The following is a 20,111-nucleotide window of genomic DNA, read 5'->3' as shown; positions in this document are numbered from 1 at the left end:
ATGCAGCACAGCGACACCGACATCGAGCTGAAAATGTTGATGGAGGCCATCTACATGAAGTACAGCTACGATTTCCGCGACTACACGGGCGCCTCGCAAAAGCGCCGCGTGCTGCACGCGCTGCGCGAAATGGAGTGCAGCAGCATCTCGGTGCTGCAGGCGCGCATCATCCACGAGCCGGCCGCGTTCAGCCAGTTGTTGCAGTACCTGACCATCCCCGTTACCTCGATGTTCCGCGACCCCAGCTATTTTGCCGGCTTGCGCGAGCATGTGATGCCGGTGCTGCGCACCTATCCGTCGCTGAAGATCTGGATTGCCGGCTGCAGCACGGGCGAGGAAGTGTATTCGATGGCGATTCTGCTCAAGGAAGAGGGGCTGCTGGAGCGCAGCATGATCTACGCCACCGACATCAATCCGCAGTCGCTCGACAAGGCGCGCAAGGGCGTGTTCCCGCTCGACGCCATGCGCGAGTACACAGAGAACTACCAGGCCGCCGGCGGCAAGCGCAGCTTTTCCGAATACTACACGGCGGCGTATAACGCGGCGCTGTTTGACAAGTCGCTGTGCGAGAACGTCACTTTCGCCGACCACAGCCTGGCTACCGACGCGGTGTTTGCGGAGACCCATCTCATCAGCTGCCGCAACGTCATGATTTACTTTAAGAAGAAGCTGCAGGAGCGCGCCTTCGGCCTGTTCCACGAGTCGCTGTGCCATCGCGGCTTCCTGGGCCTGGGCAGCAAGGAAAGCATCGATTTTTCCGCTTATGCACCGTGTTTCGAGCCGGTGCTCAAGCGCGAACGCGTGTTCCGCAAACGCTGACTATGGACCACGCGCACCTACAGTCGGCGCTGGCCGGCCGCCAGATCGAGGCGGTGGTGATTGGCGCATCCGCCGGCGGCGTCGGCGCCTTGCTGCGGCTGCTACCCGGCCTGCCGGCGGATTATGGCTGCGCGGTGGTGGCGGTGCTGCACGTGCCCGAGGGGCGGCAAAGCCAGCTCGCGGGCGTGTTCCAGCAGCGCATGGACATGCCCGTGTACGAAGCCATGGACAAGCAGGAACTGTCCAGCGGAACGCTGTACTTTGCCGGATCGGGCTACCATCTGTCGGTGGAGCGCGACCGCAGCTTTTCCCTGAGTTGCGAAGCGCCGGTGCATTTTGCCCGTCCAGCGATTGATTACCTGATGGAATCGGCGGCCGACGCTTACGGCCCGGCGCTGGTGGGCATTTTGCTGACCGGCGCCAATCAGGATGGTGCGGCCGGCATGGCCGCCATCGGCCGCGCGGGCGGCTTGACGGTGGTGCAGGACCCGGCAGAGGCCGAGGTCCCGACCATGCCGCAGGAAGCGATCCGGCGGCGCCGTCCGGATCTGGTTTTGTCGCTGGATGAGATACATACACTGCTGTTGATGCTGGAGAATAATTAATGCAAGACGCATCCCCCACCAAGCTGCTGATCGTTGACGATCTGCCCGAGAACCTGCAAGCGCTGGAGGCCTTGCTGCGCGGCGAGGGCCGCGAAATCCATCAGGCCGGTTCCGGCGAAGAGGCGCTGGCACTGCTGCTGCAGCACGACTTTGCGCTAGCCATCCTCGATGTGCAGATGCCGGGCATGGACGGCTTCGAGCTGGCGGAGCTGATGCGCGGCACCGAGAAAACCCGGCAAATCCCGATCGTGTTTGTAACGGCGGCCGGCAAGGAGCTGAACTATTCCTTCAAGGGCTATGAGGCGGGCGCGGTGGATGTGCTGTACAAGCCGCTCGATGCGCGCGCGGTGAAGGGCAAGGTGCAGGTGTTTGTCGCGCTGTACGAGCAGCGCGAAGCGATGCGCCGCCAGCTGGAGGCGCTGGAGTCGGCGCGCCAGCGGCAGGAAGCAACCCAGGCGCAGCTCAAGCACGCTCTGGTGATGCGCGATGAATTCATGTCCATGGTGTCGCACGAGATGCGGACGCCATTGAATACGCTGTACCTGGAAACCCAGCTGCGCAAGATGCAGCTGGAGCGCGGCAATATGGCGGCGTTTGGGCCGGACCAGCTGCAACGCATGGTGGCGCGCGACGACCGCCAGATCCAGAGCATCATCCGCCTCATTGACGATATGCTGGACGTGTCGCGCATCCGCAGCGGCAAGCTGTCGCTGCGGCCGGGCTGGGTGGAGCTGTCCGGCCTGCTGCGGCGCGTGGTGCATGACCTGACGCCGCAAGCCAATACGGCGGGCACCAGCATTACGCTGGATGCGGCCACGCCCGTGAGCGGCTGGTGGGACGAGTTCCGCATCGAGCAGATCGTCGTCAACCTGTTGACCAATGCGCTGCGCTACGGCTGCCAGCAGCCGGTGCACGTGAGCCTGACGGTGGAGCAGGATAGCGCGCGCGTGGACGTGCGCGATTGCGGTCCCGGCATTGCGCCGGAAAACCAGCAGAAGATCTTTGAGCCGTATGAGCGCGGCGTCGGCAGCGAGGCGCCGGCGGGGCTGGGCCTGGGCTTGTACATCTCGCGCCAGCTGGCGGAGGTGCACGAGGGCAGCCTGACGCTGCACAGCAAGCCCGGCGAAGGATCGGTGTTCAGCCTGACCCTGCCGCGCCGCGATGCACCGCCGGCCGAATAATCAGCGCGAGCGCGCCTCTTCGCGGCGCTGGATCAGATAGGCTTTCAAATCATCAAAGCTGACCGTGCCGCGCTGGCTGGTGTCGATGTGCTCGAAGTTTTTATCGACAAAGCCCAGCCCGGCCTTGCGTGCCTCGTCGCGGCTCAGCACGCCGTTGCCGTCCAGGTCGGCCTCATCAAAGCGCTTCTTCAGTTTCTGCATGGCCTGGTAGCGCAGCAACACGGGGCCAGTGGTGGCGTCGCGCAGCGGCTTGCGCAGCGCTGGTGGAATATACGGTTCAGGATAGGCCGGCGTGGAACGCACGGTGGCGGGCGCGGCCTGGTCCGAGGTCGGCGTCTGGGCGCCGGCATGCGTCATGGCCGCGATACCGGTTGCCGCGGCGGTCAGCATGGCTAATTGCAAAAGCTTCATGGTTGTCTCCCCGCATCGGAAGATGCTTGGCTTAGTGTGACACTGTGACGCTGTTCAGGAAATTAATCAAATCTGTTTGCTGCGCGCGGCGCGCTGTGTCGTCTAGATACGTCATATGACCGCTCCCATAGTATTTCAATATGATTGACTGATTTTCACCCAGGCGCGCCAGATCCAGTTCGGTCTGGTGGAATGGCGTGGCGAGGTCGTGGTAGCCGTTGATGGCCAAAATCTTCAGCGCCGGATTCAGCGTCATGGCGGCGGCCAGGTCCGGGATGGTGTCCGGCAGCTGCTTGCCGTCATGGCTGAAATTCCAGCGGTTGACGATGTCGATAAACGGCGCATAGGCCGAACCGGCACTGTAGTGCAGCTCGCTCGCCAGATAGGTCACGATGCTGCTGGAAAAGGCGTCGTTCACCACGGTCAGCGAGGGATCGCCGTCGCGCGTGAGCGCACTGCCGTTCGGCGCCAGCACGCGCGCGTCGTAGCGGCCCAGCAGCTGGCCGGTGACGGCGTTCTTCTGGTAATAGTCCGGTCCCATGTCGAAGTTCTGCTGCCAGGTCAGCGTGGACAGTCCCGTGTAGCTTGATAGCTGGCCGATCACGGCGTCGGGCGGCGCCACCTTGTTGGTCAGGTAGGCGGCAATCGCGGTGCGGTAGGCGCCGGCCGCAAAACTGCGCACCTGGTCGACCGGCGCCGCTGCGGCGCGCTGGTGGTAGGCGCTGGTGGCGGCGTAGGTCGGGATATAGCCTTCGCAGCTGATGGCGCCGGGATCCAGCACGCCGCAGTTGCTGTTGTAGTCCATGATGGCCGATTGCAGCACCACGCCGTCGATCTGCACGCCGGCGGTTTCCAGCAGGTTGGCCAGCACGGCGGTGCGTGGCGCGCCGTAGGATTCGCCAAACAGCAGCTTCGGTGAGGCTTCGCGCTTGTTGACGGCGACGTAGCGCTGCACAAAATCGCGGAAGGCGGCAGCATCCCGGTCCACGCCCCAGAAGTCCTGGTTGGCGTTGGGGGAAATCGCTTGCGAGTAGCCGGTGCCGATCGCATCGACAAACACCAGGTCAGCGACGGCCAGCAGCGTTTCCTGATTGTCCACCAGCTGTACGGGCGGGATGGTGGTGGATGGAATGGCAGTGACCAGACGGCGCGGGCCGAAAGAACCGAGATGCAGATAGGTCGATGCCGAGCCCGGACCGCCGTTGTAGAAGAAGATCACGGGGCGCTTGCTCAGGTCGGGGCTGGCCACGGTGTAGGCCACATAGAAGAACGACGCGCTGGCCTTGCCGGTTTTGACGTCGGTGCCGGTCAGGTGGCCGGTGGTGGCGGTGTAATTGAGCTGCTGGCCGTTCAGCAGGATGTGGCTGGCGATGACGGCGGCGTTTTCATTGGGCGCAGCCAGCGAGCCGGTGGCGGTGCTGGAATACACGGTGGCGTCGGCAAATGAACCGGCAACCGGCGGCGTGACGGGTGTCGTTGGCGTGGTGGGTGTACTGCTGCTACCGCCGCTCCCGCCGCCGCATGCGGCCAATGCGGCCGCAAAGGCTGCCGCCAGGGCGCCGCGCCGTGTCCACAACCGCCATTGCAATTTTGTGCAAAACGCCATGTTGTCCCCTGTCTGGATCAGTCCTCATTATGATCCTGCCGGGAGCGGAATGCATCGTCTATTTGCGCCAGAAGTCCCGGTGCGCGGCGCGTGCCTCGTCCTCGCGCAGAGGTCCGATGACTTCGGTCGGGCGCTGACCGGCGGCAAACACCGTGCGGCAGGGCAGCGACAGCGTCGGGTTCTCGGGATCGCTGCTTGTCAGTTCCAGCAGGCTGGCTTCGGACATGGCATACACCACGCGCCCGACGCCGCTCCAGTACGTGCCGCCGCTGCACATGGCGCAGGGTTCGGCGTTGGCGTACAGCGTGGCGGTAGCCAGCTGCTCCGGGCTGTACTGCTGCGATGCGAGGCGCAGCGCGTTCATCTCCGCATGCGCGGTGCGGTCGCTGCTGGAAGCATTCATGGCTTGCGAAATCACCGTGCCGTCGGCGGCGACCACCATGGCGGCAAACGGATGATGGCCTTCGTCGCGCGAGCGCTGCGCCAGTGCCAGGACGCGGGTCAGGAATTCGTGGTCTTGCGGGGTGGCGTTCATCGGAGTACTCCGTAATGCAGGTCTTGCTGTTTCAGATAGCTGCGGTAGGCCAGCGACATGCGGTCGCAGGCGACGGATACTTCCGCGCCAGGCGTCAGCGGCAGGCGCGCGGGATGCTGGCTTTCGAGTATCGGTTTATCCTGCAGGAAGATGGTGTCCTGGAATGCGCGCAATGCGTCATCGCTGGCGTCGAAGTCGTTGAGCGCCATGACGATCCACACGCGCGTGGTGACCTCGGTGAGCGGTTGCAACAGCAGGGAGATGGCTTCGCGGATACTCCCCGCTGGGTGTTTGGTCAGGATGGCCGTCAGCGGCCGCACCACGCGGTAGCTGTAGTCGATATCGCTGCCGCTGGTGGCGGCCTTGCTGGCTTGCGGCTGGAAGGCGCGGCATTGTCTGGCCCAGATGCCGCTGCCGTAGTCCGGATCGTCAAAGGCTTCGACCGTGTAGGCGGGAATCACGGGCTGCTGCCGGTCGCCCAGGATGCCCTCGTGTACAAACGCGAAGTGCGCCATGTCGAGGAAGTTTTCGACGATGCGCGGAGCGCTGCTGTGCACCTCATACGGACCGCACCAGACCTTGCGCAGCGCGCTGTCCGCAAACTCCGGGAACGCCGGCGGCGCGGCATGCGCCGGGGTGCCGAGGCAGACCCACGCCAGTCCGTAGCTTTCCTGCGCGTGGTACACGCTGACCTGTGCCTTCAGCGGCGCGTCCGGCAGGGCGGGGATGTGCTGGCAGCGGCCGTCGCTGCCGAAGCGCCAGCCGTGGTAGGGGCAGCGCACCGTATCGTCCTGCAGCGTACCCATGGAAAGCCGCGTACCGCGATGCGGACAGCGGTCTTCCCATGCGTGCAGCGCGCCGCTGGCATCGCGCCACAGCAGCACGCGCGTCTCCAGCAGATCAGCCGCCAGCATGGCGCCGGCCGCGATCTGGGTGGAGAACGCGACCGGATGCCAGTCGTTCAGCAGGACCGGGTCCATGCTCACTTGGGAATGGAGCCTTCCACACCCTGCACGTAGAAGTTCATGCCGAGCAGGTCCTTGTCCGGCGCCTTGACGCCCGCCGCGTACTTGATGGCGCCCGACTGGTCCTTGATCGGACCGGTGAACGGCGCGAAGGTGCCGGCTTGCAGTGCGGCCTTCTTCTCCTCAAAGGCCTTGACCGCATCGGCCGGCACCACTGCGTTCACTTTCGACATCTTGACCATGCCTTCTTTCAGGCCGCCGCGGTACTCGCCGGTTTTCCAGGTGCCGGCCAGGACGGCTTTGGCGGTGTCGATGTAGTAGCCGGACCAGTCGTTGGTGGCGGCGGTCAGATGGGCTTTCGGCGCAAACTTGGACATGTCCGAGTCCCAGCCGAATGCGTACACGCCTTTTTCCTGCGCCACTTGCAGCGTGGCCGGCGAGTCGGTGTTCTGCGCCATCACATCCGCGCCTTGCGCCACCAGGGTTTCTGCCGCCTGGCGTTCCTTGGCCGGGTCATACCACGAGTTCACCCAGATCACTTTGGTCTTGATTTTCGGGTTCACGCTTTGCGCGCCCAGCGTGTAGGCGTTGATGTTGCGGATCACCTCAGGCACCGGGAAGGAGGCGATGAAGCCCAGCGTGTTCGACTTGGTCATCTTGCCGGCCAGGATGCCGTTCAGGTAAGCTCCTTCGTACAGGCGCGATTCGTAGGTGCCGAAGTTCTTGGCGTTCTTGAAGCCGGTGGCGTGCAGGAAGGTCACGCCTGGCGTGGTCCTGGCCACTTTTTCCGTCGCATTCATGTAGCCGAAGGAGGTGGTGAAAATCAGCTTGTTGCCCTCGGCGACCAGCTTGCGGATCACGCGCTCCGCGTCTGCGCCTTCCGGCACGTTTTCCACGTAGCTGGTTTTCACCTTGGCGCCCAGTTCCTTCTCCAGCGCCAGGCGGGCCTGATCGTGGGCGTAGGTCCAGCCGGCGTCACCGACCGGGCCAACGTAGACGAAGCCTATCTTCAGCGGCTCTGCTGCAAACGAAGGGGCTGCGGCCAATACGCCAGCGGCAGCCAGGGTAGCCAGTACTTTGCGACGATTCATCATACGGTTTCCTTTACGTTGAGTCGATTAAAAGTGGTATTCCGCGCGCACCATCGGGGTCTTGGCGGTCGCGCCAGGATTGTTGCGGTCCGGGTTGCCGAATTTGTTTTTCCAGTACTGGTATTCGATGCCGACCTTGAAGGTGTTCTTGGGCGTGCCGACCGCTTCGCTGATGTCGTACATGACCTGCATGTCGATATTGGTTTCCGGCGAGGTGCCGCCGCCGAATTCATTGGTGCCTTTGGCGGTGATGAAGTTGGCGTAGCCCTCGAACGACAGCGGGATGCCGATATTGAACGGGATGCCCCAGGCGCCGGTCAGCATGGCATGGGTTTTGTAGGCGTAGCGCGGCGTGGCCTGGTTGGTGAAGGTGTTGTACGGCGCGTTCGATTCCCACAGGGCCAGCAGGCTGACATCCAGGAAGCCCGGTACGTTCAGCATCAGCGTCGGGCCGGCGACCAGCATGCGCTTCTTGGAGTTGTAGCCGGCGTCGGTCTTGCTGTTGGCGTCAAAGCCGGCCGTGAAGCCGACGCCGCGCACCGGGCCGAAAGCCAGGTCCTTGCCGGTGATCTTGCCGAAGTCCAGCGTATGGCGGTAGACGAGGTAAGCCTCGTGTGCACCGCTGTTCGAGCCGGCCGCCGACGGGTCCAGTTCCGACGACATCAGGAAGTCCAGGCTGAAGAAGTTCTTGCCGTACTTGTAGCCGGAAACGTGGCTCAGGTTGACGATGTTCTTGGTGATATCGTTGTTGTTGAACGGCTCGGCGAACCTGGTGCCGTAACGGTAGCTGAGCGAGGTGTCACTCCAGTCAGCGGCTTGTGCGGTGCAAGTGGCGAGGATGGCTAATGCGGCGGTGCAGCGAACGAGATGCGACATACGGGCTCCTTCAAGTTGTTGTAGTGGGGTGTTGAAAGCACTTTTTTTGTATCCAATCGTTTTATCAATTGGATTCAATCTCGTCTACACCTAAAGCAATAAGCGGGCCATATTTTCAGAATCCTGACAACGCTTCGGCCAGATTCACTTTGCGGTCCTGGTCGGCCAAGCGCAGGCGCTCTTCGATTTCCTGCAGGTGATGTTCGATCAGGTGGGTGGCTTCCTTGACCTTGCGCTGTTCGATCAGCGTGGCCAGGTCCTGGTGTTCATCGTTCTCGCACATGGTGCTGCCGGGCGTTTCGTACAGCGCGATAATCAGCGAGCAGCGCGACACCAGCTCCTGCATGAAGCGCTGTAGCACGTGGTTGCCGGCCAGCTGGGCCAGCATCAGGTGGAACTCGCCGCCCAGGCGTATCCAGCCGGCGCGGTCGCCGCTGCGGCGCGCGGCGTCTTCTGCCGCAATGGCGGCGCGGATCTGCTGGATGGATGCCGGCGTGGCGTTCTGTATCACCAGCGGCACGATCTCGCGTTCGATCGCGCGCCGTGCGGCGAAGATGTCGCGCGCCTCCTGCGGCGTTGGCGAGGCGATTACCGCGCCGCGATTGGGCCGCAGTTCAATGATGTGGTCATGCGCCAGCCTTTGCAGCGCCTTGCGCACCGTGGTGCGGCTGACCTGATACAGCTCGCAGAAATCCGCTTCGCCAAGGTGGGTGCCGGGCGGCAGGCGGTGGCTCATCACGGCATTGACGACCGCTTTGTAGATGCGCATGTCGACCGCAGTGGTACCGCGTTTGACGACAGCTTGATCGGCTTTGCGCTTATCGGGCATTCGTAGGCTCCATGTAAGAGATGCTGGAACATACTAAGCACGAAGCGTGCTAACTCGTGTACAAATACGGTATGCGGATTGTGTACGAAATGACTTTGTTTGAGGCGCAGCCGCACGCTTTTGGGGAGCGCCGCACCCCGCTTTAGTGCAGGGCGCGGGCCATTGCGGCGCGTTGGCGGCAGCGCGTGCGTGGCATGTTAATTGCGTCAGTCGCCGTATTCGATTTGTATACGATGAAGGGAAAGCGCCAATGATAGAACCGCGCTTGCAGATGCTGGGCATCTCCAAGATGTATCCCTCGGTGGTGGCCAACGCCGAGATCAATCTGACGGTGATGCCGGGCGAGATCCATGCCGTGCTAGGCGAGAACGGCGCCGGCAAGAGCACGCTGATGAAGATTATCTATGGCGTGGTCAAGCCGGACGAGGGCCAGATCATGTGGGAGGGCCGCCAGGTCCACATCCATTCGCCGCACGATGCGCGCAAGCTGGGCATCGGCATGGTGTTCCAGCACTTCGCCCTGTTCGAGACGCTGACGGTGGCCGAGAACATCGCGCTGGCGCTGGATGACAAAGTGTCACCTGCGGCGCTGGCGCCGCGCATCAAGGCGGTGTCGGAGCAGTATGGCTTGCCGCTGGATCCGCAGCGGCGGGTGCACAGCATGTCGGTCGGCGAGCGGCAGCGCGTGGAGATTGTGCGCTGCCTGCTGCAATCGCCCAAGCTGCTCATCATGGACGAGCCGACGTCGGTGCTGACGCCGGATGCGGTGCTCAAGCTGTTTGAGTCCTTGCGCCGTCTGGCGGCGGAGGGCGTCAGCATTCTGTATATCAGCCACAAGCTCGATGAGATTCAGGCGCTTTGCGACAAGGCCACGGTGCTGCGCGGCGGGCGCGTGTCCGGCACGGCGCTGCCGAAGCAGGAAAGCGCCCGGTCGCTGGCGGAGCTGATGATCGGCCGCGAGCTGCCAGTCTGCGTGCACAAGCCGCGCGAGCCGGGCGAGGTGAGGTTGCTGCTCGATCAGCTCAACGTCGACAGTGACGATCCGTTCGGCACCCGGCTCAAGGATGTGAGCCTGGCGCTGCGCAGTGGTGAGATCGTCGGCATCGCCGGCATCTCGGGCAATGGCCAGCAGGAGCTGCTGAAGGCCATCTCCGGCGAGCGCCTGCTGCGTGCGCGGCAGGGAACCATACAACTCGGCGAACGTGATGCCGGCATGCTCAATGCGGCGCAGCGCCGCGAGCTGGGACTGGGCTTCGTGCCCGAAGAGCGCCTGGGGCGTGGTGCGGCGCCAGACCTGTCGCTGGCGGATAACGCGCTGCTCACTGGCTACGTTACGGCAGCGGGCACCGGCATGGTCAGGCATGGCCTGATACAGCGTGGCGCAGTGCGGGCGTTTGCGCAGAAGGTCATCGAACGCTTCAAGGTCAAGTGTGGTGGCGATGCTTCGGCGGCGGCCTCGCTCTCCGGCGGCAATCTGCAAAAATTCATTGTCGGCCGCGAGATTCTGCTGGCGCCGAAGGTGGTGGTGTTTGCGCAGCCGACGTGGGGCGTGGACATCGGCGCGGCCATGCTGATACGCCAGGCCATCATCGATATGCGCGACCAGGGCGTGGCGGTGCTGGTGTTGTCCGAAGAGCTGGACGAACTGTTCATGATGAGTGACCGCATCGCCGTGCTGGCCGATGGCCGCCTGTCGCGCGCCGTGCCCGCAGCGGCTACCAGCATCAACCAGATCGGCGTGTGGATGAGCGGCGATTTCGATTACCAGGGAGCGCCAGAATATGTCCAGGCTTGAACGTCGTCCCGAACCCTCGCGCCGCATGATGCTGGCGTCGCCGCTGATTGCGGCGGCAGCCATGCTGGTGACTGGCTCGATGCTGTTCTTCTTCCTCGGGCAGGAACCGCTGCATGCGTTCTATGTCTACTTTATCAAACCGTGGACCACCTTGTACGGTGTGGGCGAGCTGCTATTGAAGGCGACGCCGCTGATATTGTGCGGCGTTGGCCTGGCGATCGGTTTTCGCGCCAACGTCAACAACATCGGCGCCGATGGCCAGCTGACGATAGGCGCCATCTGTGCCGGCGCGGTCGCGCTGTATTTCGATGAGGTGCAAGCATGGTGGGTACTGCCCTTGATGCTGCTGGCGGGCGCGCTGGGCGGCATGCTGTGGGCGGCAATACCGGCTTTGCTGCGCACGCGCTTCAACACCAGCGAAATTCTGGTCAGCCTGATGCTAGTGTATGTGTCCTATCACTTGCTCAGCTATCTGGTGCATGGTCCGATGCGCGACCCGGCCGGGTTCAACTTTCCGCAGTCGAAGATGTTCAGCGAGTCGGCGACCTTGCCGCTGCTGGTGGAGGGCTTGCGTGTGAATGCCGCGTTGATCCTGTCCCTGCTGGCGGCCGGTGCGGCGTGGTTCTTCTGCCAGCATACATTTGCAGGCTACCGCATGCAGGTCAGCGGCATGGCGCCTGCGGCGGCGCTGTATGCGGGCTTCAGCGAGCCGCGCAATGTGTGGCTTGCCTTCATGGTCAGCGGTGCACTGGCCGGCGTGGCCGGCGTGGGCGAGGTGGCAGGGCCGCTGGGGCAGTTGCAGCCATCGGTATCGCCAGGCTACGGTTTCGCGGCGATTATCGTGGCCTACGTCGGACGCCTGCATCCGCTCGGAGTGGTGCTGTCGGCGGTGCTGATGTCGCTGCTGTATATCGGCGGCGAGGCGGCGCAGATCGAGCTGGGCGCACCGTCGGCCGTCACCGGCATCTTCCAGGGACTGCTGCTGTTTTATCTGCTGGCGGCGGATCTGTTTATTCACTATCGCATCAAGCCGCACAAGCGTGCGGCGGGAGTCACCGCATGATGACCACGGAATTGTTGATCGCTTTCCTTGCCAGTACCGCAGGTGCGGCGACGCCGCTGGTGGTGGCATCCATGGGGGAGCTGGTGACCGAGCGCTCGGGCGTACTCAATCTGGGCCTGGAAGGCATGATGCTGATGGGCGCGGTGGTTGGCTTTGGCGTCACGCTCGGCACCGGCAGCATGGTGCTTGGCCTGCTTGCGGCGGCAGCGGCGGGCATGCTGATGTCGCTGGTGTTTGGCTTCCTGGTGCTGACACTGCAAACCAATCAGGTCGCCACGGGCCTTGCGCTAACCTTGTTCGGCATCGGCGCTTCGGCGTTCCTTGGCCGTGGCTTTGTCGGGCAGACGGTGGAGCCGATGCCGCATCTGAGTTTCCCGGTGCTGTCGGACCTGCCGTTTATCGGGCCGCTGCTGTTCCGCTTTGATGCGATGGTGTATGCCTCGGTAGCGCTGGTGCTGCTGATTGGCTGGATGCTGGCACGGACGCGGCTGGGCCTTGTCATCCGCGCCGTGGGCGAGTCGCCGCATAGCGCCCATGCGATCGGCTTCCCGGTGATAGGCCTGCGTTATGGCACGGTACTATTTGGTGGTGCGCTGGCCGGTCTGGGCGGGGCTTACCTGTCGCTGGCGCTGACGCCGATGTGGGTAGAGGGCATGACAGCAGGCTGCGGCTGGATCTCCCTGGCGCAGGTAGTGTTCGCAACGTGGAAACCGCGCGGCGTGTTGATCGGCGCATACCTGTTTGGCGGCGTTACGGTGCTGCAGTTTCATGGGCAGGGCATGGGGCTGGCGATACCGTCGGAGTTTTTGTCGATGCTGCCTTACCTCGCGACCATCGTGGTGCTGGTGATTATTTGCCGTAATCCGCAGACCATTTTGCTCAATAAGCCAATGTCGCTGGGGCAGCACTTCAAGCCGGATTGATTGTTGTATTTGCCGCAAAAAATGCGGCATTGCGACAATTGGTGAATTTCCCGCATGAGAAATGCTTCTATTCTGAGCGCGTTTCCTCCACAAGGAGCTGCCATGCGCTTGAATAGCCCAGTGACGCAAAACGAATACGTCATGCAGGATGGGAAGACGATCGTCTCCAGCACTGACTTACAGGGCAATATCAACTACGCCAATCCTTACTTCATTGAAGTCAGCGGTTTCAGTGAGGAAGAGCTGATCGGCGCACCGCAGAATATCGTGCGCCACCCGGATATGCCGGTTGAAGCCTTTGCGGATTTGTGGAGCACCATCAAGAGCGGCATGCCGTGGACGGGCATGGTGAAGAACCGCTGCAAGAGCGGTGACTTCTACTGGGTGCTGGCCAATGTCACGCCGGTGATAGAGCACGGCAAGCCGGTTGGCTATTTATCGGTACGTACCAAGCCGTCGCGCGAGCAGATTCGGGAGGCGGATGCGGTGTACCGCGAGATCAAGGCCGGCAATCCGCGCCATCTGCGTATCGTGAATGGGCGTGCGGTTTCCACCGGCATGGTTGCGCGCGCGAAGGAGATGCTGCGTACTTCCCTGTCGACGCAGATTGCCCTGGCTACCACGCTGCTGGTGGGCGTGCTGGCCGCACTGGCGCTGGCATTGCTGGTGATGAGCGATGCGCAGCTAGCGGGCGCGCATCAGTGGCTGGTCGGCGCGGCGCTGGTGGCGATGGCGGGCATGCTGGCGTTTGGCCGCAGTCTGTATGTGCATGTCGCGCTGCCGTTGCGGCAGGCCACGCGCTGCGCGCGCATGATGGCCGGCGGCGACCTGACTGCCTCGATTGAGATTCGCCGCGATGATGAAGTAGGCCAGTTGCTGGCGGCACTGCGGCAGACCAACATCAACCTGCACAGCATCATTGGCGATGTGCGCGCCAACTTTGATGAGATCTCGGTCGCCACCGACGAAATCGCGGACGGCAATATGGATTTGTCCGGCCGCACGGAGTCGCAGGCTTCCAGCCTGCAGCAGACGGCATCCAGCATGGAGGAGTTGACGGCAACGGTGCAGCAGAGCGCGACCAGTGTGGCCAGTGCCAACCAGCTGGCCGAGCGCGCACGTGAAGTGGCAACGCAGGGCGGTACCATCGTGTCGCAGGTGGTGAGCACCATGGATGACATCAGCGCCTCGTCCAACAAGATTCTCGACATCATTGGGCTCATCGACGGCATCGCCTTCCAGACCAATATCCTGGCGCTCAACGCGGCGGTTGAGGCAGCGCGCGCTGGCGAGCAGGGACGCGGCTTTGCCGTTGTCGCCACCGAGGTGCGCGGACTGGCGCAGCGTTCGGCCACCGCCGCCAAAGAGATCAAGGAACTCATCGATACTTCGATACAGAAGGTACAGGTGGGCACCACACTGACCAACAGCGCGGGCGTGACGATGAACGAGGTGATTCAATCGGTGTGCCGGGTGTCGGAAGTGATGGGTGAGATTTCCAATTCCACGCGCGAGCAAAGCAGCGGCATCGGCCAGGTGAATGAGGCGGTCATCAAAATCGACGACATCACGCAGCAGAACGCGGCGCTGGTGGAGCAGGCGGCTGCCGCTGCGGGCAACCTGGCGCAGCAGACGCGCTGCGTGTCGCAGGCGATGGCCGTGTTCAAGCTGCAGCATGGCGTCAGCGCACCGCGCAAGCGCGCACCATCGCCGCGCTCTCCGGCCACGCAAAAGGCGCCGCTGCAGCTGCATTGATATCATGTCGCTTTCTACAAGCGGCATGGATCATGGGGCACACGGTTACGCTGGCGGGGCAGGGATGGTGTTTTGAGACGGAGGCGCCGGCAACGGTGCTGGAGGCGGCCGAACGCGCGGGCATACGCTTGCCCAGCTCCTGCCGCAATGGCACCTGCCGTACCTGCATCTGCCAGGCCAGCAGCGGCACGGTGCATTACAAGATCGAATGGCCCGGACTCAGCGCCGACGAAAAGCGCGAGGGCTATATCCTGCCCTGCGTGGCGATTGCCGACACCGATCTGACTATTGACTCGCCCGCCGCCGGTAAGCTCCCGGCCCCACGCCGTACTGACGTTTGAAGGCGCGGTTGAAGGCGGCTTCCGACTGGTAGCCGACGGCCTCACCGACTTCGCCGGCGGCGCGGCCATCGTCCAGCATGCGGGCGGCGCGCGCCATGCGCAGCTGCGTCAGCACATCGGCTGGCGTGGCATTGGCGGCCTGCTTGAACAGGCGCGCAAATGTGGCGCGCGACATATGACTGGCTTCTGCCAGTTCTTCCAGCGTCCATGGTTTTTCCGGCGCCGCCAGCATGCCGTTGATGGCCGCTTGCAGGCGGCGCTCGGCCAGCACGCCGAACAGCCCAGGCACGGCCAGCGCCTGCTCCAGCCAGGTGCGGATCAGCAGCGCAAACAGGGCCGACGCCAGCTGGCGCACGATGGCTTCCGAACCGCCGCGTGGCGTCTCGGTTTCTTCCTGCAGCATACGCATCAGGTGGCGCAGGCTTTGGGCATCGGGCCGGCCGGCGGTGTGCACCACCAGCACTGGCGGCAGCGCGGCCAGCAGCCCCGCGCTGCCGTTGCTATCGAAGTGGAATTCGCCGCACAGGATGTCGGTCTGCGGACCGGCGCCGTCATTGCTCTCGACGCGCAACAGGCCCGGTGTGCTGTGCAGCGGTGTGGCCTGCCCGATATCGCCGATATGCAAACGGTGTGCAGCGCCGTGCGGGAAGACGATGATGTCGCCCGTTTGCAGGGCCAGGCTGCCGCTGCCGGCGCCCTCGGCCAGCGCTTCGCCGCGCACGATCAGGTGGTAAGGAGCGACGCCGTGCGGCGCGCCGTCATGGTCCATGACCCACGGTGCGCCAAAGCGGCAGCGGGTGTCGAGCGCAGTGCGCACGGGATAGAGGGAGAGCAGGTGGCTAAGCGAGTCCATGGCGGGCAAATGAGACGATGGAGCAAATTATAGAGCAGATCCGGCATTCATCATCGCAGGCGACGGGCCTAGACTGTCTTCCATACCAACTTACCTTGAAAGGAAACAGATCATGTCCCGTTTGTTCACCCAACCCGTATCGGAAGCCACCGGCCATGCAGCGCAGCTGTTCACCGCCATCAAAGGCGCGATTGGCAAAGTGCCCAATGCTTATGTCGCCGTCGGCAGCAACAGCCCGGTGGCGCTGGAAGCTGCGCTGAACCTGGACGGCGCGCTGCGTAAAAGCAGCTTGAGCGCGCAGGAAATCGAAGTGGTCAAACTGGCGGTCAGCCAGGATGCGCGGTGCGACTACTGCCTGGCAGCGCACACGCTGATGGGTGGCAAGGCGGGCCTCAGCGCTGACGCCATCCAGGGCGTGCGCCATGGCCGCGCGACCGGGGATGCGCGGATCGATGCACTGGCCAGCTTTGTGCACGCGGTGGCCCGCACCAGTGGCGATGTGCCGGCGGAGGTGGTGCTGGCGGTGAAGCAGGCGGGCTACAGCGATGCGCAGATCACCGATGCCCTGCTGGCGGTTGCCTCCATCACGTTCACCAATCTGTTCAACCGCGTGAATGTGACGGCGCTGGACTTCCCGCCTGCACCGTAATCAATCCTTTTTGCGGAGGCGGCTCAGCAGCGCCTCCGTAGCCTGATTGAGCGGGACTTCATGCTGGCGCAGCAGCTGCACATGCAGCACCAGGTTTTCCAGTACCAGCTTGGCCGCCACGGCCAGCAGGGTCAGATGCTTGTCTTCTGCGCTGAAATTTTCCATTGCGTCCGCCATCTCGCACAGATGGTTGGCGATCAGTCCGCGTAATTCTTCCTCTTTAAACGGCAGGTCGGCGAAATCGATGGGGTCTTCTTTTTCGACTTCCTGCATCAACAGTTCCAGCTCTTGCGGGGTAATCGACATGCGCGACTCCAGTGGTTGAGGCGATTTCATTTTAGCCGCAATCGGCATAGAATCTGGCAGATGGCGCATCTGATTTTTACACAGCAATTAGGACGCTTTATGCCCGTGCCGCAGGTGGAGACCCGCGCGGCTGATCTGCGCAGCGCCCTTGATGCCTGCTTTGCCGACCATCCACGGCTGCGCGGCTACGTGCTCGACGAGCAGGGCTGTCTGCGCGAGAACGTGGTGATCTTTATCGACGGCCAGCGCGCCCGTGACCCTCAGCGGCTCGACGACGCGCTCGCGCCACAATCCCAGGTCTATATTCTGCAAGCACTGTCAGGAGGCTGATATGTCTGATCGCGCCTATATCGCGACGCGCAAGGGTTTGTTCGAGGTCTACCGCACGCATGAGGCCTGGCTGCTCGATCAGCAGCATTTTCTGGGCGATCCGGTGTCGATGGTGCTGCCGGACCGGCGCGATGGCACGCTGTATGCGGCGCTGAACCTGGGGCATTTCGGCGCCAAGCTGCACCGGCGCGATGCCGGCAGCATGGACTGGGTGGAGGTGGCCGCGCCCGCGTTTCCCGTCAAGCCTGTCGATAGTACCGACCCCGTGGACTGGACGGTCAGGCAGATCTGGTCGCTGGCGGCCGGTGGCCCGGATGAGCCGGGCGTGCTCTGGGCCGGAACGCTGCCGGGTGGCCTGTTCCGCTCGGCAGACCGTGGCGACAGCTGGCAGCTGGTGGACGCCTTGTGGAATGTGCCGGAGCGCGCCAAGTGGATGGGTGGCGGCTATGACGTGCCCGGTATCCATAGCATCTGTGTGGATCCGCGCGATAGCCGGTCGGTGCTGGTGGGCGTGTCCTGCGGTGGCGCCTGGCTGACCACCGATGGCGGCGCCAGCTGGTCGCTGCGCGCCAAGGGCATGAGTGCAAGCTATATGCCGCCCGAGCTGCAGGCGGTGCAGGAAGTTCAGGACCCGCACCGCATCGTGCGCTGCGCGGCCGAGCCGGACAAGCTGTGGTGCCAGCATCACAACGGCATCTGGCGCAGCGTCGATAACGGCGCCAACTGGAGCGAGATCAGGCCGGCGGCGCCGGTATCCAACTTTGGCTTCGTGACGGCCGTGCATCCGCAGGATGGCGAGACGGCCTGGTTTGTGCCGGCCGAGGCGGACAGCAAGCGCATCCCGCCGCATGCTTCGCTGGCGGTCACGCGCACCACGGATGGCGGCAAGAGCTTTGTCGCCTGGCGCGGCGGCTTGCCGCATGAGCATTGCTACGACCTGGTGTACCGTCACGGTCTGGCGGTCAGCGACGATGGCCAGATACTGCTGATGGGCTCGACCACGGGCGGCGCCTGGCTATCGGAAGACGGCGGCGGCCAGTGGCAGACCATCTCCACGACCTTGCCGCCGATTTACTCGGTGGCGTTTGCGTAGGCCAGGAACATCTCGACGGTCGACTCGACCACCTGTTTTTGCATGGCCGCGTCCAGCGCTGGCTGGCCCATGGTCACCTGCGGCCAGAACGCAAAGGTCTTGAGCTGGCCTTGTAGCATTTGCGAGGCGATGAAGGGATCGGCCTTGCTGAACTTGCCGTCGGCCTGGGCGGCGCGCAGCCAGCTGGTGACGGCTTCTTCCTTCACGCTCAGCCGCGCCACCATTTCCTGCGCCCGTTGCGGCGAGTGGATGGCTTCGGCGATGGCGACGCGCGCCAGGTCGAGGAAGTAGTCATCCTGCAGCAATGCCATCTTTTTGCTCAGCAGTTCCATCAATTGCTCGCGCAGCGGCAGGGCCGGGTCGTAGGGCGCCGGCCCCATGGCGGCCGTACTATTCCACAGCTCATGCAATATTTGCTCGAACAATTCGTCTTTACTGGGGAAGTGGTTGTAGACGGTGCGTTTGGACACCCCGGCGGTCGCCGCAATCTTGTCCATGCTGGTGGATTCGAAGCCGCTGGCGCGGAATTCGGCGATGGCGGCTTCGACAATAGCCTGGCGTTTGCGGTCGGTGAGTTTGAGGGGCGTGTTCATCTTTTTATTTTACACCGGGTAGTTTACTTTTTCAAAAATAGATACTACACTGTGTAGTGTACATTTCAATCGGGAGTGCCCATCATGACTTTTTCCGCTGTTGATAGCCTGGACGGCCTGTCTGTACCCAGCGCGCCGCGCACCCGCGACGGCCGTTTCCGCAATCCGGTCAAGATGCACCAGATGGGTTTCCTGAAAACCCTGGGCATCATGTTGCGCTTTGCGTTCGACAAGCCCAAGGATACGGTGCCGACACTCCCGATTCCCGTTCACGCGATCACGCAGCAGCAGTTAATGGATGCTCCGGATCGCAGCCTGTTCCGTCTTGGCCACTCGACCGTGCTGCTCAAGCTCAATGGCCAGTTCTGGCTGACCGACCCGGTGTTTTCCGAGCGCGCGTCGCCGGTGCAATGGGCTGGTCCGCAGCGCTTCCATCAGCCGCCGATCAGCATTGAAGAGCTGCCGCCAATTACCGGCGTCATTCTGTCGCACGACCATTACGACCATCTGGACCACGCGGCTGTGCTCAAGCTAGCCAAGAAGACTCAGCACTTCATCACGCCGCTGGGCGTGGGCGACCGCCTGATTGCTTGGGGCATTCCAGCCAGCAAGGTGCAACAGCTGAGCTGGTGGCAATCGACCTTTGTCGCCGGCTTGAAGCTGGTGGCGACGCCGGCGCAGCACTTTTCCGGCCGTGGGCTGGGCGACCGCAACAAGACCTTGTGGGCATCGTTTGTGATTGAGGACCGCGACGTAAGGGTATTCTTCAGCGGCGATAGCGGCTATTTCGAGGGTTTTAAAGAAATTGGTCGCCGCTACGGTCCATTCGACCTGACCATGGTGGAAACCGGCGCCTACGATCCGCAATGGCCGGATGTGCATATGCAGCCGGAGGAATCCTTGCAGGCGCATATCGACTTGCAGGGCAAGGTGCTGCTGCCGATTCACAACGGTACCTTCGATTTGTCGCTGCATGCCTGGCATGATCCGTTTGACCGCATCACCCAGCTCGCCGCCGAGCGCCGCCTGCCGATCGCCACGCCGGAAATTGGCCAGGCGCTCGATATCCGTTTGCCTGTGGCAGAGGAAAAGTGGTGGGAACCGCTGGCACAGCAGGAAGCCGCGATGGTGGCCGCCCGCGCCTGATTACGCGGTCACGTTGATATATTTGCCGATGGTTTGCCCAAGCGTGTTGACCTGCGGCTTGGGCGCTTGCAGATCCGCTGGCAGTTGCTGAGCCGAACGCGGCGGATTTTCAATCGCGCTGCTCAGGTTGACGGCGGGCGCCGGCTTTTCGGCCGCCTGCGTGGCCTGATTACTTTCCTGCTGGTTGTCTGCCAGCTTTTGCTTGTCCTTGGCCAGCAAGTCCTTGCTGGCGTCCAGCTTCGCCGCATCCTGGCTGACGCGCACCTGATCCTTTTGCACCTGCCTTTCAGCCAGTGCAACCGATGCTTGTAGTGCGTTGATGGAGAGTAGCGAAGCCATTCTTTCC

At 63.1% G+C, this 20,111-nt stretch carries 23 protein-coding genes; 12 read left to right on the top strand and 11 right to left on the bottom strand.

The window, feature by feature from the left end; genetic code table 11:
• The 3 genes from GTP58_RS12225 to GTP58_RS12215 are packed head-to-tail and all read left to right on the top strand — an operon-like array spanning position 1 to position 2,605.
• On the top strand, positions 1–819 hold the full coding sequence (locus GTP58_RS12225) for a protein-glutamate O-methyltransferase CheR (RefSeq protein WP_161077706.1): 819 nt from the start codon (positions 1–3) through the stop codon (positions 817–819).
• A gap of 2 nt (positions 820–821) precedes the next feature.
• Positions 822–1,424, top strand: a complete 603-nt coding sequence (locus GTP58_RS12220; RefSeq protein WP_161077705.1) for a chemotaxis protein CheB — start codon at positions 822–824, stop codon at positions 1,422–1,424.
• The gene (locus tag GTP58_RS12215) at positions 1,424–2,605 is read left to right on the top strand and encodes a hybrid sensor histidine kinase/response regulator (protein ID WP_161077704.1); all 1,182 of its coding nucleotides are present in this window, start codon (positions 1,424–1,426) and stop codon (positions 2,603–2,605) included. Before GTP58_RS12220 ends, GTP58_RS12215 begins: the two co-directional genes overlap by 1 nt.
• Here GTP58_RS12215 and GTP58_RS12210 read toward each other — a convergent pair whose 3' ends face one another.
• From GTP58_RS12210 to GTP58_RS12180, 7 genes are all read right to left on the bottom strand, one after another.
• Positions 2,606–3,016, bottom strand: a complete 411-nt coding sequence (locus GTP58_RS12210; protein WP_229215547.1) for an EF-hand domain-containing protein — start codon at positions 3,014–3,016, stop codon at positions 2,606–2,608.
• A 31-nt stretch (positions 3,017–3,047) separates the two neighbouring features.
• Entirely contained in the window at positions 3,048–4,622 is a 1,575-nt protein-coding gene (locus GTP58_RS12205) for a S10 family peptidase (RefSeq protein WP_161077703.1), read from the bottom strand.
• Between the two features lie 58 nt (positions 4,623–4,680).
• Positions 4,681–5,157 (bottom strand): nucleoside deaminase, encoded by a 477-nt coding sequence (locus GTP58_RS12200; protein WP_161077702.1) that lies wholly within the window; start codon positions 5,155–5,157, stop codon positions 4,681–4,683.
• Complete coding sequence (locus GTP58_RS12195; RefSeq protein WP_161077701.1) at positions 5,154–6,137, bottom strand: aromatic ring-hydroxylating dioxygenase subunit alpha; 984 nt, start codon at positions 6,135–6,137, stop codon at positions 5,154–5,156. Before GTP58_RS12195 ends, GTP58_RS12200 begins: the two co-directional genes overlap by 4 nt.
• A 2-nt stretch (positions 6,138–6,139) precedes the next feature.
• Entirely contained in the window at positions 6,140–7,216 is a 1,077-nt protein-coding gene (locus GTP58_RS12190; protein WP_161077700.1) for a BMP family ABC transporter substrate-binding protein, read from the bottom strand.
• A gap of 24 nt (positions 7,217–7,240) precedes the next feature.
• On the bottom strand, positions 7,241–8,089 hold the full coding sequence (locus GTP58_RS12185; protein WP_161077699.1) for an outer envelope protein: 849 nt from the start codon (positions 8,087–8,089) through the stop codon (positions 7,241–7,243).
• 115 nt (positions 8,090–8,204) lie between these two features.
• Entirely contained in the window at positions 8,205–8,918 is a 714-nt protein-coding gene (locus GTP58_RS12180) for a GntR family transcriptional regulator (RefSeq protein ID WP_161077698.1), read from the bottom strand.
• A gap of 250 nt (positions 8,919–9,168) precedes the next feature.
• Here GTP58_RS12180 and GTP58_RS12175 point away from each other — a divergent pair, with 250 nt between their 5' ends.
• The 5 genes from GTP58_RS12175 (at position 9,169) to GTP58_RS12155 (ending at position 14,795) form a co-directional block, all read left to right on the top strand.
• Entirely contained in the window at positions 9,169–10,713 is a 1,545-nt protein-coding gene (locus GTP58_RS12175; RefSeq protein ID WP_161077697.1) for an ABC transporter ATP-binding protein, read from the top strand.
• A complete protein-coding gene (locus GTP58_RS12170; protein ID WP_229215546.1) occupies positions 10,700–11,776 on the top strand; it encodes an ABC transporter permease in 1,077 nt (358 codons plus the stop codon). Before GTP58_RS12175 ends, GTP58_RS12170 begins: the two co-directional genes overlap by 14 nt.
• A complete protein-coding gene (locus GTP58_RS12165) occupies positions 11,773–12,699 on the top strand; it encodes an ABC transporter permease (protein ID WP_161077696.1) in 927 nt (308 codons plus the stop codon). The genes GTP58_RS12170 and GTP58_RS12165 overlap by 4 nt, the downstream gene beginning before the upstream one ends.
• A gap of 102 nt (positions 12,700–12,801) precedes the next feature.
• Positions 12,802–14,454 (top strand): PAS domain-containing methyl-accepting chemotaxis protein, encoded by a 1,653-nt coding sequence (locus tag GTP58_RS12160; protein ID WP_161077695.1) that lies wholly within the window; start codon positions 12,802–12,804, stop codon positions 14,452–14,454.
• A gap of 32 nt (positions 14,455–14,486) precedes the next feature.
• The gene (locus tag GTP58_RS12155; RefSeq protein WP_161077694.1) at positions 14,487–14,795 is read left to right on the top strand and encodes a 2Fe-2S iron-sulfur cluster-binding protein; all 309 of its coding nucleotides are present in this window, start codon (positions 14,487–14,489) and stop codon (positions 14,793–14,795) included.
• On the opposite strand, the gene GTP58_RS12150 is transcribed toward GTP58_RS12155, so the two are convergent.
• Positions 14,740–15,648 carry a cupin domain-containing protein gene (locus tag GTP58_RS12150; RefSeq protein ID WP_161077693.1) on the bottom strand — a complete coding sequence of 303 codons (909 nt, stop codon included), beginning with the start codon at positions 15,646–15,648 and terminating at the stop codon, positions 14,740–14,742. The genes GTP58_RS12155 and GTP58_RS12150 overlap by 56 nt on opposite strands.
• A gap of 112 nt (positions 15,649–15,760) precedes the next feature.
• On the opposite strand from GTP58_RS12150, the gene GTP58_RS12145 reads away from it, so the two are divergent.
• On the top strand, positions 15,761–16,297 hold the full coding sequence (locus tag GTP58_RS12145; RefSeq protein ID WP_161077692.1) for a carboxymuconolactone decarboxylase family protein: 537 nt from the start codon (positions 15,761–15,763) through the stop codon (positions 16,295–16,297).
• Here the strand turns inward: GTP58_RS12145 and GTP58_RS12140 are convergent, their stop codons facing one another.
• Positions 16,298–16,603, bottom strand: coding sequence for a hypothetical protein (locus GTP58_RS12140; RefSeq protein WP_072788240.1), 306 nt, complete (start codon positions 16,601–16,603; stop codon positions 16,298–16,300).
• Positions 16,604–16,663: 60 nt separating this feature from the next.
• Between GTP58_RS12140 and GTP58_RS12135 the strand changes: the two genes are divergently transcribed.
• Positions 16,664–16,933 (top strand): MoaD/ThiS family protein, encoded by a 270-nt coding sequence (locus GTP58_RS12135; RefSeq protein ID WP_161077691.1) that lies wholly within the window; start codon positions 16,664–16,666, stop codon positions 16,931–16,933.
• 1 nt (position 16,934) lies between these two features.
• Positions 16,935–18,026: an exo-alpha-sialidase gene (locus GTP58_RS12130; RefSeq protein WP_161077690.1), complete on the top strand. Its 1,092-nt coding sequence runs from the start codon at positions 16,935–16,937 to the stop codon at positions 18,024–18,026.
• On the opposite strand, the gene GTP58_RS12125 is transcribed toward GTP58_RS12130, so the two are convergent.
• Positions 18,005–18,619, bottom strand: a complete 615-nt coding sequence (locus GTP58_RS12125) for a TetR/AcrR family transcriptional regulator (RefSeq protein ID WP_161077689.1) — start codon at positions 18,617–18,619, stop codon at positions 18,005–18,007. The genes GTP58_RS12130 and GTP58_RS12125 overlap by 22 nt on opposite strands.
• An 84-nt stretch (positions 18,620–18,703) precedes the next feature.
• Between GTP58_RS12125 and GTP58_RS12120 the strand changes: the two genes are divergently transcribed.
• Positions 18,704–19,765, top strand: a complete 1,062-nt coding sequence (locus tag GTP58_RS12120; protein WP_161077688.1) for an MBL fold metallo-hydrolase — start codon at positions 18,704–18,706, stop codon at positions 19,763–19,765.
• Here GTP58_RS12120 and GTP58_RS12115 read toward each other — a convergent pair whose 3' ends face one another.
• On the bottom strand, positions 19,766–20,104 hold the full coding sequence (locus tag GTP58_RS12115; RefSeq protein WP_161077687.1) for a hypothetical protein: 339 nt from the start codon (positions 20,102–20,104) through the stop codon (positions 19,766–19,768).
• Positions 20,105–20,111: the final 7 nt, after the last annotated feature.

Source organism: Duganella sp. CY15W, from assembly GCF_009857555.1.
Taxonomy (GTDB): Bacteria; Pseudomonadota; Gammaproteobacteria; order Burkholderiales; family Burkholderiaceae_D; genus Rugamonas; species Rugamonas sacchari.
This window is presented reverse-complemented; position numbering and strand designations above follow the sequence as displayed.

Bases quoted from the DNA above. Each gene is read 5' to 3' on its own strand.
- GTP58_RS12190 (WP_161077700.1), bottom strand. From the start codon at position 7,216: ATGATGAATCGTCGCAAAGTACTGGCTACCCTGGCTGCCGCTGGCGTA.
- GTP58_RS12135 (WP_161077691.1), top strand. From the start codon at position 16,664: ATGGCGCATCTGATTTTTACACAGCAATTAGGACGCTTTATGCCCGTG.
- GTP58_RS12130 (WP_161077690.1), top strand. From the start codon at position 16,935: ATGTCTGATCGCGCCTATATCGCGACGCGCAAGGGTTTGTTCGAGGTC.
- GTP58_RS12120 (WP_161077688.1), top strand. From the start codon at position 18,704: ATGACTTTTTCCGCTGTTGATAGCCTGGACGGCCTGTCTGTACCCAGC.
- GTP58_RS12160 (WP_161077695.1), top strand. From the start codon at position 12,802: ATGCGCTTGAATAGCCCAGTGACGCAAAACGAATACGTCATGCAGGAT.
- GTP58_RS12170 (WP_229215546.1), top strand. From the start codon at position 10,700: ATGTCCAGGCTTGAACGTCGTCCCGAACCCTCGCGCCGCATGATGCTG.
- GTP58_RS12185 (WP_161077699.1), bottom strand. From the start codon at position 8,089: ATGTCGCATCTCGTTCGCTGCACCGCCGCATTAGCCATCCTCGCCACT.
- GTP58_RS12165 (WP_161077696.1), top strand. From the start codon at position 11,773: ATGATGACCACGGAATTGTTGATCGCTTTCCTTGCCAGTACCGCAGGT.
- GTP58_RS12195 (WP_161077701.1), bottom strand. From the start codon at position 6,137: ATGGACCCGGTCCTGCTGAACGACTGGCATCCGGTCGCGTTCTCCACC.
- GTP58_RS12175 (WP_161077697.1), top strand. From the start codon at position 9,169: ATGATAGAACCGCGCTTGCAGATGCTGGGCATCTCCAAGATGTATCCC.
- GTP58_RS12210 (WP_229215547.1), bottom strand. From the start codon at position 3,016: ATGAAGCTTTTGCAATTAGCCATGCTGACCGCCGCGGCAACCGGTATC.
- GTP58_RS12200 (WP_161077702.1), bottom strand. From the start codon at position 5,157: ATGAACGCCACCCCGCAAGACCACGAATTCCTGACCCGCGTCCTGGCA.
- GTP58_RS12225 (WP_161077706.1), top strand. From the start codon at position 1: ATGCAGCACAGCGACACCGACATCGAGCTGAAAATGTTGATGGAGGCC.
- GTP58_RS12155 (WP_161077694.1), top strand. From the start codon at position 14,487: ATGGGGCACACGGTTACGCTGGCGGGGCAGGGATGGTGTTTTGAGACG.
- GTP58_RS12180 (WP_161077698.1), bottom strand. From the start codon at position 8,918: ATGCCCGATAAGCGCAAAGCCGATCAAGCTGTCGTCAAACGCGGTACC.
- GTP58_RS12115 (WP_161077687.1), bottom strand. From the start codon at position 20,104: ATGGCTTCGCTACTCTCCATCAACGCACTACAAGCATCGGTTGCACTG.
- GTP58_RS12205 (WP_161077703.1), bottom strand. From the start codon at position 4,622: ATGGCGTTTTGCACAAAATTGCAATGGCGGTTGTGGACACGGCGCGGC.
- GTP58_RS12215 (WP_161077704.1), top strand. From the start codon at position 1,424: ATGCAAGACGCATCCCCCACCAAGCTGCTGATCGTTGACGATCTGCCC.
- GTP58_RS12125 (WP_161077689.1), bottom strand. From the start codon at position 18,619: ATGAACACGCCCCTCAAACTCACCGACCGCAAACGCCAGGCTATTGTC.
- GTP58_RS12220 (WP_161077705.1), top strand. From the start codon at position 822: ATGGACCACGCGCACCTACAGTCGGCGCTGGCCGGCCGCCAGATCGAG.
- GTP58_RS12140 (WP_072788240.1), bottom strand. From the start codon at position 16,603: ATGTCGATTACCCCGCAAGAGCTGGAACTGTTGATGCAGGAAGTCGAA.
- GTP58_RS12150 (WP_161077693.1), bottom strand. From the start codon at position 15,648: ATGGACTCGCTTAGCCACCTGCTCTCCCTCTATCCCGTGCGCACTGCG.
- GTP58_RS12145 (WP_161077692.1), top strand. From the start codon at position 15,761: ATGTCCCGTTTGTTCACCCAACCCGTATCGGAAGCCACCGGCCATGCA.